The organism is Quadrisphaera sp. GCM10027208 (genome assembly GCF_042658805.1).
Taxonomy (GTDB): Bacteria; Actinomycetota; Actinomycetes; order Actinomycetales; family SCSIO-59966; genus SCSIO-59966.
On sequence record NZ_JBHSRC010000002.1, the window covers coordinates 395,155 to 412,976 of the forward strand.

The 17,822-nt window shown below is 75.7% G+C and carries 17 protein-coding genes; 12 read left to right on the forward strand and 5 right to left on the reverse strand.

All coding sequences use genetic code 11. The features are described from left to right. Window positions 1-208: 208 nt before the first annotated feature. Window positions 209-955: a ferritin-like fold-containing protein gene (locus ACFP6A_RS04950; RefSeq protein ID WP_379602173.1), complete on the forward strand. Its 747-nt coding sequence runs from the start codon at window positions 209-211 to the stop codon at window positions 953-955. 70 nt (window positions 956-1,025) lie between these two features. Here the strand turns inward: ACFP6A_RS04950 and ACFP6A_RS04955 are convergent, their stop codons facing one another. The 3 genes from ACFP6A_RS04955 to ACFP6A_RS04965 all read right to left on the reverse strand — a co-directional run bounded on the left by ACFP6A_RS04955 (window position 1,026) and on the right by ACFP6A_RS04965 (window position 2,336). Then, a complete protein-coding gene (locus tag ACFP6A_RS04955) occupies window positions 1,026-1,286 on the reverse strand; it encodes a GlsB/YeaQ/YmgE family stress response membrane protein (protein WP_379601999.1) in 261 nt (86 codons plus the stop codon). A 105-nt stretch (window positions 1,287-1,391) separates the two neighbouring features. Next, window positions 1,392-1,616: a DUF3107 domain-containing protein gene (locus ACFP6A_RS04960; RefSeq protein WP_379602001.1), complete on the reverse strand. Its 225-nt coding sequence runs from the start codon at window positions 1,614-1,616 to the stop codon at window positions 1,392-1,394. A gap of 69 nt (window positions 1,617-1,685) precedes the next feature. After that, window positions 1,686-2,336 (reverse strand): TetR/AcrR family transcriptional regulator, encoded by a 651-nt coding sequence (locus ACFP6A_RS04965; RefSeq protein ID WP_379602003.1) that lies wholly within the window; start codon window positions 2,334-2,336, stop codon window positions 1,686-1,688. 153 nt (window positions 2,337-2,489) lie between these two features. Between ACFP6A_RS04965 and ACFP6A_RS04970 the strand changes: the two genes are divergently transcribed. The 11 genes from ACFP6A_RS04970 (at window position 2,490) to ACFP6A_RS05020 (ending at window position 16,002) form a co-directional block, all read left to right on the forward strand. After that, entirely contained in the window at window positions 2,490-2,954 is a 465-nt protein-coding gene (locus ACFP6A_RS04970; RefSeq protein WP_379602005.1) for a hypothetical protein, read from the forward strand. A gap of 79 nt (window positions 2,955-3,033) precedes the next feature. After that, window positions 3,034-3,822, forward strand: a complete 789-nt coding sequence (locus ACFP6A_RS04975) for a DUF3152 domain-containing protein (RefSeq protein ID WP_379602007.1) — start codon at window positions 3,034-3,036, stop codon at window positions 3,820-3,822. After that, on the forward strand, window positions 3,819-4,967 hold the full coding sequence (gene moeB / locus ACFP6A_RS04980; protein ID WP_379602008.1) for a molybdopterin-synthase adenylyltransferase MoeB: 1,149 nt from the start codon (window positions 3,819-3,821) through the stop codon (window positions 4,965-4,967). The genes ACFP6A_RS04975 and moeB overlap by 4 nt, the downstream gene beginning before the upstream one ends. Before the next feature lie 59 nt (window positions 4,968-5,026). Beyond that, window positions 5,027-5,719: a response regulator transcription factor gene (locus tag ACFP6A_RS04985; RefSeq protein ID WP_379602009.1), complete on the forward strand. Its 693-nt coding sequence runs from the start codon at window positions 5,027-5,029 to the stop codon at window positions 5,717-5,719. Window positions 5,720-5,818: 99 nt separating this feature from the next. After that, window positions 5,819-6,811, forward strand: coding sequence for an ABC transporter ATP-binding protein (locus ACFP6A_RS04990; RefSeq protein ID WP_379602011.1), 993 nt, complete (start codon window positions 5,819-5,821; stop codon window positions 6,809-6,811). A 1-nt stretch (window position 6,812) separates the two neighbouring features. Continuing rightward, on the forward strand, window positions 6,813-7,592 hold the full coding sequence (locus ACFP6A_RS04995) for a hypothetical protein (RefSeq protein WP_379602012.1): 780 nt from the start codon (window positions 6,813-6,815) through the stop codon (window positions 7,590-7,592). Window positions 7,593-7,614: 22 nt separating this feature from the next. Continuing rightward, window positions 7,615-8,523, forward strand: a complete 909-nt coding sequence (locus ACFP6A_RS05000) for a sensor histidine kinase (protein ID WP_379602014.1) — start codon at window positions 7,615-7,617, stop codon at window positions 8,521-8,523. A gap of 160 nt (window positions 8,524-8,683) precedes the next feature. Then, window positions 8,684-9,238: an isopentenyl-diphosphate Delta-isomerase gene (gene idi / locus ACFP6A_RS05005; protein ID WP_379602015.1), complete on the forward strand. Its 555-nt coding sequence runs from the start codon at window positions 8,684-8,686 to the stop codon at window positions 9,236-9,238. Between the two features lie 8 nt (window positions 9,239-9,246). Next, entirely contained in the window at window positions 9,247-9,558 is a 312-nt protein-coding gene (locus tag ACFP6A_RS05010) for an MGMT family protein (protein WP_379602016.1), read from the forward strand. Window positions 9,559-9,571: 13 nt separating this feature from the next. Next, a complete protein-coding gene (locus ACFP6A_RS05015; RefSeq protein ID WP_379602018.1) occupies window positions 9,572-12,712 on the forward strand; it encodes an ATP-dependent helicase in 3,141 nt (1,046 codons plus the stop codon). Further along, complete coding sequence (locus tag ACFP6A_RS05020; protein WP_379602019.1) at window positions 12,709-16,002, forward strand: ATP-dependent helicase; 3,294 nt, start codon at window positions 12,709-12,711, stop codon at window positions 16,000-16,002. The genes ACFP6A_RS05015 and ACFP6A_RS05020 overlap by 4 nt, the downstream gene beginning before the upstream one ends. On the opposite strand, the gene ACFP6A_RS05025 is transcribed toward ACFP6A_RS05020, so the two are convergent. Beyond that, complete coding sequence (locus tag ACFP6A_RS05025; RefSeq protein ID WP_379602021.1) at window positions 15,979-16,914, reverse strand: endonuclease/exonuclease/phosphatase family protein; 936 nt, start codon at window positions 16,912-16,914, stop codon at window positions 15,979-15,981. The genes ACFP6A_RS05020 and ACFP6A_RS05025 overlap by 24 nt on opposite strands. Then, a complete protein-coding gene (locus ACFP6A_RS05030) occupies window positions 16,812-17,732 on the reverse strand; it encodes a phosphotransferase (RefSeq protein WP_379602023.1) in 921 nt (306 codons plus the stop codon). Before ACFP6A_RS05030 ends, ACFP6A_RS05025 begins: the two co-directional genes overlap by 103 nt. Between the last annotated feature and the right edge of the window lie 90 nt (window positions 17,733-17,822).

Genomic DNA, 17,822 nt, shown 5'->3' on the forward strand with positions numbered 1-17,822 from the left:
TCGGGGCGGGGGCCTCGCGCCGGGCGCCGTCTCGTGGGAATGGTCCCGGAGAACGTGGGGCGGCGAACGGCCGGCGGGCCTCTCCGCGGTGGGTCGGCAGCCGATCGTGGCGTGCGACCGGTCAACCGAGGTACCCGCCCAGGGTAGCCGCTCGCGCGCCGGAGGGCACATCCGCCGCACCGTCCCGCCGCGGCCGGGTCCCACTAGGCTGCCCGCCGTGCCCGCGACCAGCCACCCGCAGGACGCGACGAGTCACCCCGGCGACGTCGAGCCCGACACCGAACGGCCGGACTACACGACCGCCGTCGTCGACCTGCTCGGCGCCCTCGCCTACGGTGAGATCACCGCCTTCACGCGGATGGCCGAGGACGCCGAGCTCGCCCCGACGCTGCTGGACAAGGTCAAGCTCGGCCGGATGGCCGTCACCGAGTTCGGCCACTTCGAGCTGCTCGTCGACCGGCTCGAGCAGCTCGGCGCCGACCCGGAGGCGGCGATGACCCCGTTCGCCGCAGCCGTCGACGCCTTTCACGAGCGGACCGCCCCGAGCACCTGGCTGGAGGGCCTGGTCAAGGCCTACGTCGGTGACGGGATCGCGACCGACTTCTACCGGGAGGTGTCCCGGTACGTCGACGAGGAGACCCGTGCGCTGGTCGAGACCGTGCTGCAGGACGCCGGCCACGCCGACTTCGTGGTGACGACGGTCCGGTCGGCGATCGAGGCCGACCCGCGGGTGGCCGGCCGGCTCGCCCTGTGGGGACGCCGCCTGGTGGGGGAGGCGCTCAGCCAGGCCCAGCGGGTCGCCGCCGACCGGGAGGCCCTCGCGGCCCTGCTGGTCGGCGGTCTGGCCGGGGCTCCGACGGTTGCCGGCGCGGACCTCGCGGAGGTGGGCCGGATGTTCACCCGGCTCACTGAGCGGCACACCCACCGGATGCGCCGGCTGGGGCTGACCGCCTGAGCCCGGTACGTCGCAGGCCGCCACCCAGGCGCGGGCAGCGGCCTGCGAGCGCGGCCAGTGGGTAGGGAGGTCACACCCGTTGACGGCCCCGGACGCCGATGTAGATGCTGATGAACAGGACGGCGGCGACGGTGCTGATGATCCAGCGGATCCAGTCGATGCCGGGGGTGTCCTCCACCCCGAGGACGCCGCTCAGCCAGTAGCCGACCAGCGCACCGAGGACGCCGAGGATGATGGTCCAGAGGATGCCGAGGTTCTGGTCCCCCGGCATGACGAGGCGGGCGAGGGCGCCGATCACGCCACCGAAGATGATGAGCCCGACGAGCTCCATGGGTCTCCCTCCCTGCAGCACGGCTGCGAGTCCGCGTCAGGAACGTCTTTCCCGATCGCGGGGGGAGACTGCCACGGGGTGATCACGGCCGCACCCCGACACGGGTCAGAGCGTCCCGAACCCCACCCGGCCACGCTCCTCGACGCCGATCTCGACGTAGGCCAGTGCCGGCACCGGGACGACGAGCAGCCGGCCCCGCTCGTCTCGCAGCTCCAGCACCGTGCCCTGCTCGAGTGCCGCGGCGACGACGGCGGCCACCTCGTCGGGGGCCTGCGAGGACTCCAGCACGATCTCGCGGGCCGCGTTCTGGATGCCGATCCGGACCTCCATGGGAGGCCACCTCCTGTGTCGTCGGGTGGTGCGGTGGGCCCATCCCACCACGGTGCTCGGACGGTCCGCTCAGGCCCCGTCCCCGGCCGGCTCCCCGTGCTTGGGGAACCCGCCGATCCCTCGCCAGGAGAGCTGGCCGGTCAGCCGCTCGGCCTCCTCGCGGGGGATCGCGCGACCGCACTGCAGCCAGTACCGCGCGGTCACCTGAGCCATCCCGGTCAGGGCGGTGCCGAGCAGCTCGGACTGGGCCCGGGGCAGTCCGGTGTCCTCGCCGATGACGTCGGCGATCGCCTCCGCGCACAGCTGCTCGAGGCGGTCCACCCGCTCACGCACTGCCGGGTCGTTGGTCAGGTCCGACTCGAACACCAGCCGGAAGGGGGCGTCCTCGCGGTCGACGAAGTCGAAGTAGGCGCTGATCGTCGCGGCCACCCGCTGCTTGTTGTCGGTGGTCGACTCCAGGGCCCGCCGGATCCCCGCCGTGAGGTCCTCGATGTGCTGGTCCAGGACGGCGAGGTAGAGGTCCAGCTTGCCGGGGAAGTGCTGGTAGAGCACGGGTTTGCTGACCCCGGCCCGGTCGGCGATGTCGTCCATCGCTGCCGCGTGGTAGCCGTTCTCGGCGAACACCTGCTGCGCGGCGACGAGCAGCTGGGCCCGTCGAGCGGTGCGGGGCAGCCGTCCGCCGCGCCCGGCAGGGGCGGCGTGCTGCGGGTCCACGGCCACGTCGGTACCTCGTCTCTTGCTGTCTCTTGCTCGCAGTGCCCAGGCGGTGGGGCCTCCTGGCGAGCCGGAATGGTACGCACCGGTCACTCCAACGGGTGACCTGAGCCCATTCGGCCTGTGCCGGTGTCGGTCCCAGGTGCCACACTCGGCGACGTGGCCAAGACGCTCCGTGACACCTCCGCCGGCAAGGCGGACGCCGAGCGTCCCGCCGCACGGGCGCTGCCGGTCCAACGGTCCCGGCTCGTGCTCGAGCGGGTGCAGCAGGTCACCGAGGCGCACACGGCGTCCTGCACGGTCGTGCTGCGGGCCGGGGAGGAGCACCACACCGGCATCGCGGAGGGCGCGGCCACGCCGGGCGGGGTGCGCCGGGCGCTCGCCACCGCGACGGTTCGGGCGGTGGAGTCCGCCTCGCTCGGTCGGCTCCGGCTGGACGTTGAGGCCGCGGACGTCGTCCCGGTCGCCGGCCAGGACACCGCGGTCGTCCTGGTCACGCTGCTCACCCCGCGTGGCCCCGAGCAGCTCGGCGGCGCGGTCCCGGTGGGCGCGGACCCGGCCCAGGCGCTCGTCAAGGCGGTGCTCGGCGCCTGCAACCGCCGGGTGGCCGCCGTCCTGACCTGACCTGACCTGACCTGACCTGACCTGACCTGACCAGCGGGCGTCGTCGCGGCTGTGCTACGGCGCGTGTCATCCTGCTGCGGTGGGACTGACGGGACAGGTGAGGCGACTCCGGCGCAGGCGGCTACGGCACGCCGTCGCCACGCTCGCCGCCGGTGTCCTCGTCACCGGCTGCGCGCAGGTCTCCGCGGACCCGGCCGCCCGGACCGGCACGTCGTCGCCGCCGCCACCGGTCTCGGCCCCCCCGACCGCTGCCGTCGCCCAGGACGCCCCCGTGGTCACCGCCGTGCCCCCACCGTCCGCGGCCGAGCGCGCCGGCCTGCGCTCCGACGAGGTCGTCGACCGGGGCACCGGTGGCACCGTCGTCGTCCCCGGCAGCGCCCCGGCCCCCACCGCGGGACGGGAGCGGCGGGTGCGGGTCGAGGTCGAAGGGGGTCTGGACGTCGACGGGCAGGCCTTCGCCGACTTCGTCCTGGAGACCCTCAACGACCCCCGCGGGTGGCCGTCGGACGGCTGGACGTTCTCGCGCACCGACGGGCAGGCCGACGTCGTCGTCGTCCTGGCCAGCCCGCAGACCTCCGCGGCGATGTGCCGGCCGCTGCAGACCTTCGGCAAGCTGTCCTGCCGGCAGGGCCCGCGGGCCATCCTCACCATGTACCGCTGGGTGCACGGCACGGACGAGTACGCCCACGACCTCACCGCCTACCGGCAGTACCTCGTCAACCACGAGGTCGGCCACGTCCTGGGCCACGGGCACGTCACCTGCCCGGCTCCCGGCGAGCTGGCGCCGGTGATGCAGCAGCAGTCCAAGCAGGTCGCCCCCTGCGTGCCGAACGCGTGGGTGGAGCCGGACGCCGAGGCGGCGCCGTGAGCCTGCCGCCGCTCGTCGAGCCGGGCCCGCCGCTGCGTGCTGAGCAGGTCGAGCGGTACTCCCGGCACGTCCTGCTGCCGGGGATCGGCGAGCAGGGCCAGCGGCGCCTGGCCGCCGCCCGGGTGCTCGTCGTCGGCGCCGGTGGCCTCGGGGCGCCGGTCCTCACCTATCTGGCCGCTGCCGGCGTCGGGACCATCGGCGTCGTCGACGACGACGTCGTCGACACCTCGAACCTGCAGCGGCAGGTCGTCCACGGCACCGACGACGTCGGCCGGCCCAAGGTCGACAGCGCCGTCGACGCGCTGGCCCGGCTCAACCCGCTCGTCACCGTCGTCCCGCACCGTGAGCGGCTCACCGCCGACAACGCCCTGGAGGTCCTGGCCGGCTACGACCTCGTCGTCGACGGCGCCGACAACTTCCCCACCCGGTACCTGGTGTCCGACGCGTGCTCGCTGCTCGGCGTCCCGGAGGTCTGGGGCTCGGTGTTCCGGTTCGACGCCCAGGTCAGCGTGTTCTGGGCCGGGCACGGCCCGACCTACCGGGACCTGTTCCCCGAGCCGCCCCCGCCCGGGGCGGTGCCCTCCTGCGCGGAGGGCGGCGTGCTCGGCGCGATGGTCGGCGCGGTCGGCTCGGTGATGGCCACCGAGGCGGTCAAGCTCGTCACCGGGGCGGGCGAGCCGCTGCTCGGCCGGCTGCTCGTCCTCGACGCGCTGGCGATGACGTGGCGCACGGTCACCGTGCGGCCCGACCCGCACGCCGCGCCGGTCACCTCGCTCACCGATGCGGCCGCGGCCTGTGCACCGGCGCCCCCGGCACTCGGACCGGACGCCGTGGTCGACGCGCCGACCCTGGCCCGCTGGCTGCAGGCCGGCGACGTCGACGTCGTCGACGTCCGCGGCGAGGAGGAGGCCGCGCTGGTGTCCATCCCGGGCTCGCGGGTCGTGCCGCTGCCGGGGATCCTGTCCGGCGACGCGATCGCGGAGCTGCCCCGCGACCGCCGCACGGTGCTGTACTGCAAGTCCGGTGTCCGCTCCGCGCAGGCCCTGCAGGTCCTGCGCGGCCACGGGTACGACCAGGTGGTCCACCTCGACGGCGGGGTGCTGGCGTGGGTCCGGGACGTCGACCCGACCCTGCCCACGTACTGAGCCACCGGCTTGTCTCTGAAGGTACGCTCAAGCGGTCGGTCACTACGAGGTGGGGCACTGTGGCGCGAATCCTGGTCGTCGAGGACCACCGGGATGTCCGTCGCCTGCTCGTGGAGGCGCTCAGCGCGGACGGGTACGAGACCACTGTCGCCGCCGATGGGCTGGAGGCGCGCCGGGCGCTCGAATCAGCCGGTGACCGGTACCCGTTCGAGCTGGTCGTCCTCGACCTGATGCTTCCGTACGTCGACGGGTCTGTGCTGCTCCAGGAGCTCCGGCGGCGTAGCGACGTCCCCGTGCTCGTGCTGTCGGCCAAGGACGCCGTCGTCACAAAGATCGATATCCTCCGGCTGGGAGCTGACGACTATGTGACCAAGCCTTTCGACCTGGCGGAGGTCTCCGCACGCGTCGGGGTGCTGCTGCGTCGCACCAAGCAGCCGGACAGTGGACTGCGGGTGCTGCGCCACGGCGACTTGGAGCTCGACGTGAGCGGGGCGCGGGCGAGCGTGGCGGGACATGAGGTCCCGCTGACCGCCACCGAGCAGCGGATCCTCGGGCTGCTGATGGAGATGCCAGGCCGAGTGCACTCACGTTCGGCGATCTACGAGAGCGTATGGGGGGAGCCGTTCGTCGGCGACCACGGCGCGGTCAAGACGCACGTGTCCAACCTGCGGGCCAAGCTGCGAGTGGCCGACCCGGGCACCGAGCACATCGAGACCGTCTGGGGGCTGGGATACCGGGCTCCGCGCCTGTGACCGGGTAGAACCTGACGGAATCTTGACACTCTCGCACCCGGACCCCACGGAAGCCTGACTTCTCCTTCCTAGCGTGCTGGCATGACGCGAGGAGAGGCCATGACACCAGACGCGGTCCGGACCGAGCAGGCGGCGCCCGAGGCCACAGACACCGGCACACTCACCGTGCCCCGGGCGGGCACCGGGACGGTGGTGCGCCTACGGGGCCTGACGAAGCGGTACGGACAGAGCACCGCCGTCGACGACGTGGACCTGACACTCCGACGCGGCCGGATCTACGGCCTCATCGGCAAGAACGGGGCCGGCAAGACCACGTTGATGCGGCTGATCGCGGGCCTCAGCCTGCCGACCTCTGGAGCGATCGAGCTGTTCGGGAGCAGCGCTTCCGCCCCCCGGCAGGAGGACCTCGCCCGGATCGGAACTCTGATCGAGACTCCGACGATGGACGGCAACCTCACGGCACGCCAGAACCTGCACCTGCACCGGCTGCTCCGTGGCATACCCGATGAGAGTCTCGACGAGGAGCTGCTGGATCTCGTCGGCCTCACCGGGGTGGGGCGGAAGCGGGTGCGTGACTTTTCGCTCGGCATGCGGCAGCGGCTTGGTATCGCCGTGGCCCTCGTCGCGGACCCGGAGCTGCTGGTGCTCGACGAGCCGGTCAACGGGCTCGACCCCGTCGGCGTGGTCGACGTCCGCACCCTCGTCCGCCAGCTCAGCTTCGAACGTGCGATCACGGTGATCGTCTCGAGCCACAACCTGCCGGAGCTGTACCAGACCGCCACCGACTACGTGATCATCGACCGCGGTCGGATCCGCCGCACCCTCACCCAGGAGGAGCTCGAGTCGCAGACGCAGCGGTCCCTGCACCTCGCCGCGGCCGACCCCGCTCAGCTCGTCACCGTCCTCGAGTCCGCGCTCGACTCGCCCGAGCTGTCGGTCTTCCCCGACGGCACGGTCCGGCTGCGCAGTCACCTCGACGACACCGAGCGGGTACTCCGCATCCTGGTCAGCCACGACGTGTGGCCGACGAGGTTCGTCACTGAGGGCGAGACGCTCGAGGACTACTTCCTGTCCGTCACTGGGGGAGAGTGAGATGGTCAATCTGCTGCGCGCGGACCTGTACATGCTGCGCCGGACGCCCGCGGTGGCGTTGTGCCTGCTGGTGTGCGCGGTCGCCGCAGGGCTTCACGTCTGGCTGATGCACCTGCTCGCCGCCGACGCGCTCGACCCTGCCGCGGCGAACGGGGTCCCCGCCCTGTCCGACGCCATGCTCGTCGGCCTCCTCGGCCCCCTGCTCGTCGGCACGGTGGTCGCGAGATCGTTCGAGACCAAGTCCGTGCACGATGCCCTGCTCGGGGCGGGACGTGGACCGTTCGTGGCCAGCCGGGCGGTCGTGGCCGTTGGAGCCGTCATCCTGCTCGCCGTGCCCTACGGGGTCGCCGCGCTGGTCGCGCTGGGCTCCGATGCCGCGTTCACGGCTGCCGTGCCGACCTCCTTCTCCGTGCTCGCTGCCGGGCCGAAAGACCCGTCAACGGCGACGGTGGCGCGCGTCGCGGTGATCACGGTCGTGACTGGGCTGGTCTACGCCGGGAAGCTGGCCATCTGCCTCCCGCTGGCGTTCCGGCTGCGGCCGGTGGTAGTCATGGCCGCCGGGTTCACCTGGTCGTTCGCGGGTGACCTAGTGTTCAGCAGCCTCCGGGACGTCGAGGGTCTGGGCGCGTTGGCGCGGTTGACTCCCTTCGCGGAGGAGTACAACGTGACAATGTCCAGTACCGTCGGGGACATGGTCGCGGCGACCGGCGTCTCGGTCGGAGCCGTCGCGGCGATGGGCGGGCTTGCCTACCTGATGTTCCGAAAGGCGGACGTGAAATAGGTCTGTCGGAGGCTGGGGCCCGGTGCTCGTTGCGGTCGTGGGACTGTCCGTGGCCCTCGTCGGCGTCACGGCGTGGCTTCTGCTCCTGCCTCGGCAGGTGCGGTCCGTTACCCGGCAGCTCGCCCGGCGTGGCGAGGAGGGCGGGCACCGGTCGGTGCGCGTCCAGATGGTGAGTCGCGACGTCGACCAAATGGTCGCTGAGGTCAACGGGACGATCCGGACCGCCGAGGCCGCGATCGCCCACGCCCGCCGTGAGGAGCAGCAGATCCGCGATCTCATCACGGATGTCTCGCACGACCTGCGGACACCGCTCACCGCGATCCGCGGGTACCAGCAGCTCCTCGCCCGGTCTGCGCTCGAGGCGGAACAGCGGGCCGCGCTCGACGTCGCGATGCGGCACACCGGTGAGCTCGGCGTCCTCGTCGACCACCTCTACGACTATGCATCCTTGCTGCTCACCGGAGACCGCGTCGAGCCGGAGGAGGTCGACCTCGCCACCCTCGTGGCCGACTGTCTGCTCGGGGCAATCGAGCCGTTGGAGGCCGCCGGCCTCGACGTCCGGTTCAACCCGGCCCGGTCGGTCGTCGTGACCACCGACCCAGGCAAGGTCACGCGTATCGTGCAGAACCTCGTACGCAACGCCGCGCAGCACGGCACGGACCTGCTCAACGTGCGGGTCGAGTCGACGGCCGACGGCGCCGTCTGCTCGTTCACCAACCGTCTCGACCCAGAACGGCCGGTAGACGTGGACCGCCTGTTCGACCGGTTCTACACCGGCGACACCGCCCGCACCAGACGCACCAGCGGACTCGGCCTGTCGATCGTCCGGGCACTCGCCGACCAGCTCGGCGGTTCCGCCGCGGCGAGCCGGGACGGCGACGCGCTCACGCTGAGCATCGTGCTCCCGTCCGCGGTAGCGGTCTGCGACTGAGCGGGCTGACAGAGGGGACTCCTCGGTGATCGTCTTGGCGAGATCATCGTCACGGTTTCGTTCTCACCGAGGGTAGGCCGCGCGTCATCTGGTGGGTGCCTGGGCGCTCCTCTGCGCCATGGTCGGCTGGGACGCTGGCAGGGCCCCTACAGTGGCCCGGGTGAGCGCACCGGCGGCGGCGAGGGGACCGGAGCAGGTCGTCCTGCTCGACGAGAGCAGGAGGCCGGTCGGGGTCGCCGACAAGGCCACGGTGCACACCACCGACACCCCGCTGCACCTCGCGTTCTCCTGCTACGTCCTGGACGACGCGGGCAGGCTGCTCGTCACCCGCCGGGCCCTGGGCAAGCGCACCTGGCCCGGGGTGTGGACGAACTCCTGCTGCGGGCACCCCGCGCCGGGGGAGGACCCGGCGGACGCCGTCCGCCGGCGGGTCGCCCAGGAGCTCGCGCTGGCCCTCACCGACGTCCGGGAGGTGCTGCCCGACTTCGCCTACCGGGCCACCGACACCGGCGGGGTGGTGGAGAATGAGGTCTGCCCGGTGTTCATCGCCCGGGCCGCCGGTGACCCGCGCCCGGACCCGGTCGAGGTCGCCGAGTGGCGCTGGACGGCGGTCGCGGACGTCCTCATCGCAGCCCGCGCCACCCCGTGGGCGCTGTCGCCGTGGAGCGTGCTCCAGCTCGAGCAGCTGGCGGCCGGCGGCCACCTGGCCGGCTGAGGGCACCGGTGCGTCCGCTCACCCCGTTCGCCGCCGACGTCCTCGACGTCGTCGAGGCGATCCCGCCCGCGCGGGTGCTGTCCTACGGGGACGTCGCGGAGCTCCTCGGCGCCGGCGGGCCCCGGGCGGTGGGGGCGGTGCTGTCCCGGTACGGCGGTGGGGTGCCCTGGTGGCGGGTGCTGCGCGCCGACGGGACGCCGCCCCCGCAGCACGCCGCCGAGGCCCTCGCCCGCTACCGCGCCGAGGGCACCCCGCTGCGCGGGGACCGGGTGGACATGGCCCAGGCCCGCTGGGACGGCGGCGCTGTCGGAACCCTGTGATGGGATCGCCGGCATGTCCTCCACCACGCCGGTGCTCGTCCGTCGGCCGCTGCCGCCGGTGCTCGCGGCCCGCGACCTGGACGCCGAGCAGCGCCGGGTCGTCGACGCGCGCCGCGGCAGCGGACCGCTCGTCGTGCTCGGCGCCCCGGGCACCGGCCGGACGACGACGCTCGTCGAGGCGGTCGCGGCCCGGGTGGAGCGCGACGGCGTGGACCCCGAGGCGGTGCTGCTGCTGGCCCCGACGCGGCGGGCCGCGGCCGCCCTGCGGGAGCGGGTGAGCGCCCGGCTGGCCCGCACCGTGCGGTCCCCGCTGGCGCGCACCCCGCACTCGTTCGCCTTCGCGCTGCTGCACCGGCTCGCCGTGGACGCCGGGGAGCCGGCGCCGCGGCTGCTGTCCGGCCCGGAGCAGGACCGGATCCTCGCCGAGCTGCTCGCCGGGCACACCGCCGGGCAGGGGCGGCCGCCGGACTGGCCCGCCGACGTGCGACCCGCGCTGGGCCTGCGCGGATTCCGTGACGAGCTGCGCGACCTGCTCATGCGCGCCCTGGAACGCGGGCTCGGCCCCGCCGACCTCGCCCACCTGGGCCGCGCCACCGGCCGGCCGGCGTGGCGGGCCGCGGCCCGGGTGCTCCAGGAGTACCTCGAGGTGACCGCCCTGTCCTCGCCGGGGGCGTTCGACCCGGCCGCGATCGTCGACACCGCGGCCTGGGCGCTCGCCGAGGACCCCGACCTCAACCGGCGGGTGCGCTCGCGCTGGCAGCTCGTCGCCGTGGACGACCACCACGAGTCCACGGAGGCCACCGGCCGCCTGCTCGACGAGGTCGCCGGCGGGGGAGCCGACCTGATCCTGCTCGGCGACCCCGACGCCACCACCCAGTCCTTCCGCGGCGCGGACCCACGGGCGGTCACCCAGGCCACCCGGCGCTACCGCCGCGCCGACGGGCAGCCCGCGGGCACCGTCGTGCTGCGCACCCGGTGGCGGGCGGGCAGGTCGCTGTGCGCCGCCGCCGACCGGGTCGCCGCCGGCATCGGCACCTCCGGCACCGCCGAGCAGCGGCGACCGGCCCCCGCCCCGCACGACGGCACGGTGGAGGGGCACGTGCTGCGCTCGGCCACCCAGGAGGCGGCATTCGTCGCCGGCGTGCTGCGCCACGAGCACCTCGTCGGCCGGACGCCGTGGCGGCGGATGGCGGTGGTGGTCCGCAGCGCCGGGCGCACCGGCGGTCTGCGCCGCGCCCTGGCCGGCGCCGGGGTCCCGGTCGCGGTGCCGTCCGCGGAGGTCCCGGTGCGGGACGAGCCCGCCGTGCGCCCGCTGCGGCTGGCCCTGCGCGCCGTCCTGCACCCCGGCACGCTGGACGCCGACACCGCCGTCGACCTCGTGCTGTCCCCGCTCGGCGGCGCCGACGCCCTCGGCCTGCGCCGGTTGCGCCAGGTGCTGCGCGCCGAGGAGCGCGCCGGCGGCGGCGCCCGGCGCAGCGACGCGCTGCTCGTCGAGGCGCTCGGCGACCCCGCGCGGGTCGTGTCCCTGCCGCCGGCCGTCGCCGAGCCCGCCCGCCGGGTCGCCGCCGTGCAGGCCGTCGGCCGGGCCGCGGCCGCCGGGGACGCCGGCACCGCCGAGACCGTGCTGTGGGCGCTGTGGCAGGCGTCGGGCCTCGCCGACCCGTGGCGCCGCCGCGCCCTGGCCGGGGGACCGGACGGTGCCCGCGCCGACCGGGACCTGGACGCCGTCGTCGCGCTGTTCGACGCCGCGGCCCGGTTCGTCGACCGCCTCCCGCACGCCGGTCCGGCAGCCTTCCTCGCCCACCTCGACGCCCAGGACGTGCCGGCCGACACCCTCGCCGAGCGGGCACCGGACGACGACGCCGTCGCCCTCGTCACCGCCCAGGGCTCGGCCGGTCGGGAGTGGGACGTCGTCGTGGTCGCCGGGGTCCAGGACGGCGGCTGGCCGGACACCCGGCTGCGAGGGTCCCTGCTCGGCGCCCCCGACCTCGTCGACGTGCTGACCGGCCGCGCCGCCGGCGACCACGTCGCCGCCCGCCGGGAGGTGCTCGACGACGAGCGCCGGCTGCTGCACGTCGCGGTCACCCGGGCCCGGCGCCGGCTCGTCGTCACCGCGGTGCGCGACGAGGACCAGCGCCCCTCCCCGTTCCTCGACGTCGTGGCACCGGCTCCCCAGGGCACCGGGCAGCGGCCCTTCACCGTGGTGCCGCGGGCGCTGACCCTGCCCGCCCTCGTCGCCGAGCTGCGCCAGACGCTGCTGGCCCGCGGCCCCGCCAGCCCGCAGGGCCGGGACGCCGCCGCCCAGCTCGCCCGGCTGGCCGCGGCCGGCGTGCCCGGAGCCGCCCCCCGGGACTGGTACGGCCTGGCCGGTCCCTCCGACGACGGCCCGCTGCGCGGCCCGGACCAGCAGGTCGTCGTCTCCCCCTCCCGGGTGGAGGCGTTCACCCGCTGCGGCCTGCGCTGGTTGCTGGAGACCAGCGGCGGCACGGCCGGCGACAGCACTTCCCAGGGGGTCGGCACCCTCGTCCACGAGGTCGTCGCCGAGCAGCCGGACGCCGACCTCGACCAGCTCACCGCGCGGCTGGACGAGCTGTGGCCGGGTATCGACCCGCCCCGCGGCTGGGCCGGGGAGCGGGAGCGTCGCCGCGCCCACGCGATGCTCGAGCGGTACGTCGCCTACGTCCGGTCCGCCGGCCGGGAGCTCGTCGCCGTGGAGCAGGACGTCGACGCCGTCGTCGGCCGGGCCCGGGTGGTCGGTCGCATCGACCGGCTCGAGCGCGACGCCGACGGTCGGCTCGTCGTCGTCGACCTCAAGACCGGTCGGACCTGCCCCAAGGACGAGGAGATCGCGGCCCACCCCCAGCTCGGCGTCTACCAGGTCGCCGTCGGTCAGGTCGCCGGCGGCCCCTCGGGCCCGCGCGAGGCGGGTGGTGCCGCGCTGGTCCAGCTGGGGACCGGCAAGAGGCCCAAGGTCCAGCAGCAGCCCCCGCTGGCCGAGGCGCAGGACCCGGACTGGGCGCACGACCTGCTCGCCGCGACGGCCGACGGCATGGCGGGGGCCGAGTTCACCGCGGTGCGCGGCCAGCACTGCCGGGTCTGCCCGGTCCAGCGCTCCTGCCCGGTGCACCCGCGTGGCGGCCAGGTGGTCCGGTGACCCTGTCCGCCCGCCGCATCGCCGAGCTGCTGGACCTGCGGGAGCCGACGGACGAGCAGGTGGCCGTCATCGAGGCCCCGCTCGAGCCGGTGCTGGTCGTCGCCGGCGCCGGCTCCGGCAAGACCGAGACGATGTCCGGCCGGGTCGTGTGGCTCGTCGCCAACGGGCACGTCCGCCCCGAGGAGGTCCTCGGGCTGACGTTCACCCGCAAGGCCGCCGGCGAGCTCGCCGACCGGGTCCGCGCCCGGCTCGCCGCGCTGCACCGGGCCGGGGTCCGACCACCGGGGCAGGAGCCGCCGGAGGACCCGGACGACGTGGCAGCCGTCCTCGCCGACCCGACCGTCGCGACGTACCACTCCTACGCCGCCGGCGTGGTCGCCGACCACGGCCTGCGCCTCGGCGTGGAACCCGGCTCCCGGCTGCTCGGCGAGGCCGCGGCCTGGCAGCTCGCCACCGAGGTCGTCGAGGCCTGGGACGGTCCGCAGGACGGGTCCCCGGCGCCGGACAAGGCCCCCGGCACCGTGGTGGACGCCGTGCTGTCCCTGGCCGCCGAGTGCGCCGAGCACCTCGTGGAGCCGGAGGAGGTGGCCGACTACCTCACCGCGGTCCTCGAGCGGGTCCCCACCCTGCCCAGGGACGACGTCGGTGACCCGCCGGCCGCGCCGTACGCCCCGGTCGCCGCCGTCCTGCGCACCCTGCGCGACCGGCGCACCGTCGTCCCCCTCGTGCGCGACTACCTGGAGCGCAAGTGCGAGCTCGAGGTGCTCGACTTCGGCGACCAGGTGCGGCTGGCCGCGCAGATCGCCCGTGACGTGCCCGACGTCGGCGCCGGCGAGCGGGCCCGGTTCCGGGTGGTGCTCCTGGACGAGTACCAGGACACCAGCCACGCCCAGCTCGAGCTGCTGCGCCACCTGTTCGGCGGTGGTCACCCCGTGACCGCCGTCGGCGACCCGCACCAGTCCATCTACGGCTGGCGCGGTGCCAGCGCCGGCAACCTCGCCGCGTTCCCCGCGCAGTTCCCGGCCGCCCCCGGCCGCCCCGCGGCGGTGCTGCCGCTCACCACCGCCTGGCGCAACGACCGGGCCGTCCTCGCCGCCGCCAACGCCGTCTCCGCGCCGCTGCGGGAGGCGAGCACCGTCGAGGTGCTGCCGCTGGCCCCGCGCCGCACCGCGGGCGCCGGTGAGGTCCGCACCCGCTACCACGCCACCGTGGAGGAGGAGGCCGCCGCGGTCGCCGAGGACCTCGCCGCGCTGTGGCGCCAGGACACCGAGGTCGTCGCCCGCGGCGGGGTCCGTCGCTCGATGGCCGTGCTGTGCCGCAAGCGGTCCCAGTTCGAGGCGCTGGAGGCCGCCCTGCGCGCCCAGGACCTGCCCGTCGAGGTGGTCGGGCTCGGTGGCCTGCTGAGCCGGCCCGAGGTCGTCGACCTCGTCGCCGCCCTCCAGGTGGTCCACGACCCGCACCGCGGCGACGCCCTCATGCGCCTGCTCACCGGTCCCGGGTGGCAGATCGGCCCGCGGGACCTCGAGACGCTCGCGCAACTCGCCCGCGGCCTCGCCGCACACGCCCCTGGGGTCCCCCGGGAGGCGGCCGAGGACCGCAGCGTCGTCGAGGCCCTCGACACGCTGCCCCCGCCCGGGTGGGTCGGCCGGCACGGGCGGGGCTTCTCCGCCGAGGGCCGGGCGCGGCTCTCCCGGCTGGCCGCCGTCCTGCGGCAGCTGCGCGGCCGGACCGGGCTCCCGCTGCCGGACCTCGTCGCCGAGGCGGAGCGAGCCCTGCTCCTCGACGTCGAGGTGGCCGCCCGGCCCGGGGTGGCCCCCGGCGCCGCGCGGGCCCACCTCGACGCCTTCGCCGACGTCGCCGCGTCCTTCGCCGACGGCGCCGACCGCCCCACGCTCGGCGCCTTCCTCGCCTGGCTGGAGGCCGCCGACACCCGGGAGCGGGGACTGCAGCCGGGTGAGACCGACGCCGAACCCGTCGACGCCCCCGGCGACGTGGAGCCCAGCCGGACCGCCGTCCAGCTGCTGACGGTGCACGCCGCCAAGGGACTGGAGTGGGACGTCGTCGCCGTCCCCGGGATGTCCGAGGGCACCTTCCCCGCCGTGCGGGTGACAGCCGGCGCGGCCGCACCGGACGCCTCCGGCGGCTGGCTGACCGGCCTCGGCGTGCTGCCGTACGACCTGCGCGGGGACGGCGCCGCACTGCCGCGCTGGCCGTGGCGCTCGGCCGCGACCCAGCGCGCGCTGCGCGACGAGCTGACCCGCTTCCGGCAGGACTGCGGCGCCCACGACGTCGCCGAGGAGCGTCGTCTCGCCTACGTCGCGATCACCCGCGCCCGGTCCCTCCTGCTGCTCAGCGGCGCCTGGTGGGCCGACGGCACGACGGCGCGCCCACCGTCCCGCTTCCTCCTCGAGCTCGGCCTCGGCGGTGACCTGGACCCGCCGGAGGGGGACAACCCGCGCCTGGCCGAGCCGCTCAGCGCGGTGTGGCCCACCGACCCGCTGGGTCCGCGGCGCGAGCAGCTCGAGGCCGCCGCGGCGGCCGTGCACGCGGCCCTCGTTCGCCCGGTCACCGCCGACGAGCCGACCGGCGCCGCTCCGGACCGCCGGTCGCGCTGGGCGCAGGAGGTGGACCGGCTGCTGGAGGAGCGGGAGGCGCTGCACCGGCCCGGCCCGGCCGGGGTGCCGCTGCCGACGCACCTGTCGGCGTCCCGGCTCGTCGAGCTGGCTGCCGACCCGGCCGCCCTGGCCGCCGCGACCCGCCGCCCGATGCCCGTCGAGCCCCGGCCGCAGACCCGGCGCGGCACGGCCTTCCACGCCTGGCTCGAGCGCCGCTTCGCTGCGGGCACCCTCGTCGACGTCCTCGAGCTGCCGGGTGCCGGGGACGACGACGCCGCCCCCGACGCCGAGCTCGCCGCGCTGCAGGCGACGTTCGAGGCCTCGCCGTGGGCCGAGCGGATGCCGGTCGCCGTCGAGGTCGACGTCGAGACCCCGGTCGGCGGCACCGTGGTGCGCGGCCGCATCGACGCCGTCTTCACCACCGCCGACGGCGGGTGGGAGGTCGTCGACTGGAAGACCGGTTCGCCTCCGACGGGGCAGCGCCGGCACGCCGCCGCCGTCCAGCTGGCCGTCTACCGGCTGGCCTGGGCCCGGCTGCAGGACGTCCCCCTGGAGCGGGTGTCCGCCGCGTTCTTCTACGCCTCCACCGGGGAGACGGTCCGCCCGGCCGACCCGCTCGACGAGGCCGCGCTGGAGGCCCTCGTGCTCGACCTACCGGACGCCGCCGCCGGGTAGGTCGAGGGTGGCGGCGACCAGCCGGTGGTCCCCGACGTCGAGCCGGCGGACCACGGTGCCGCTGACCTGGAGCGCCTCGGGGCCGCCGGCGCCCGGCAGTGACGCTGACCCACCGACCGGGCCGACGAGGTGGTCCAGCTGCACTCGGGGGTCGTGGGCCGGGTAGCTCGCCCCGGTGGCGAGCCGCCGCCCGCGCAGGACCCGCTCGACGACCGGGCCGGGCAGGTTGAGGTCGCCGGCGACGACGACCGGGCCGGGCAGCGTCGCGCACCAACGGCGCAGCCGGGCCAGCTGGCGCACCGCCGTGGCCGGGGAGAACGACAGGTGGGTGCTTACCAGGGTCAGCTCGTCCAGCACGGCCGCCAGCGCCGTGCGCGGCTCGTCGGGCACCCACCAGGTGCGGGGTTCACCGGTGCGCGGGTCCGGTGCCCGCACCGGCAACCGGCCGCGGCCGTGGCCGAGGTGCTCGACCTGCCACTGGCGCACCGGTAGCCGGCTCAGCACCGCGATCCCGTACCCGGGGCGCCCCGCCGGCAGGTCGGCGTCCGGCAGCACCCGGTGCCAGCCGCGCAGCGGCCCCGGCGTCCCGGCGAGCGTCGGCGCGAACCGCCAGTGCGCCGCGCCGAGCGCCGCCGCGGCGACCGCGGCCTGGTCCACGCCGTGCGAGCGGTCCTGCGCGACGTCCACCTCCTGGACGGCGAGCACGTCGACGTCCAGGCCGGTCAGGGCCGCGGCGAGCCGGTCGGCGGGCAGGTGCCCGGGTCCGGAGCGGCCCGAGGCGAGGTTGAGGGTCGCGACCCGGACCCGGCTCAGAGGGGCTCCTCGCCGACGTCGGCGTCGAGGTCGCGCAGCATCTGCACGGCGTCGTCGACGACCGCGCCGTCGTCGGTCGTCACCCCGTGCAGCAGCCACCGGGTCAGCGCCAGCTCCCCGGCGAGCCGGGCACGGGTGGTGAGGTGCCGGTCCGGCTGCTCGCGGCGGGCCACGCTGTAGGCCTCGACGACCGAGTCGAGGGCGTCGGCGTCCGCGCCGACCGCCAGCCAGGCCAGGTCGTCGGCGGGGTCGGCGACCTTCGCCTCCGCCCAGTCCAGCATCCCGACGACCGCGTCGTCGGCGACGAGGACGTGCTCGGCGACGAGGTCCCCGTGCACCACCGAGGGGTGGAACCGCCAGCGGCCGACGTCCTCGAGGACCTTCTCCCACCGGGTCAGCAGCCGCGCCGGCACGTACCCGGTCTGCGCGGCCCGGTCCACCTCGGCCAGCCGGCGCTCGCGGTACTCCCCGGCCTCGTACACCGGCAGGCCGGCCTCCTCGACGATCGCGTGCGGGACGTCGTGCAGGCTGGCCAGGGCCCGGCCGAGGGCGGCCGCCAGACCCGGTCCGGGGCGCAGCTCACCGGGGTGCAGAGGGGCGCCGTCCAGGTAGGGGTGCACGACGGCGCGGCCGCCCTCCGGCAGCGCCACCGACCCGGCCGGCTCGGGTACCGCGAACGCCAGCCCGCTGCGGGACCGGTCGGCGAGCCCGGCGAGCAGCCGCAGCTCGGACTCCAGCGCCGCCCCGGCGGCGGCCCGCCGCGGGCACCGCACCACCCAGCGACGGTGACGGTCGTCCTCGACCACGGCGACGTCGAACGCCTGACCGGGCACCTCCGGCTCCCGGACGGCCACCGGCTTCAGGCCGGGCACCGCGGCGGTCGCCAGCGCGGCGAGGACGTAGGCGGACCTGGGCACGGGGCAACCGTAGGGCGCCCGAGCCGTTGACGCGGTCCGGGGCAGACCCGGCGCGTGTCGCCGGGTCGGGTGGCCCCGCCTACGGTGAGC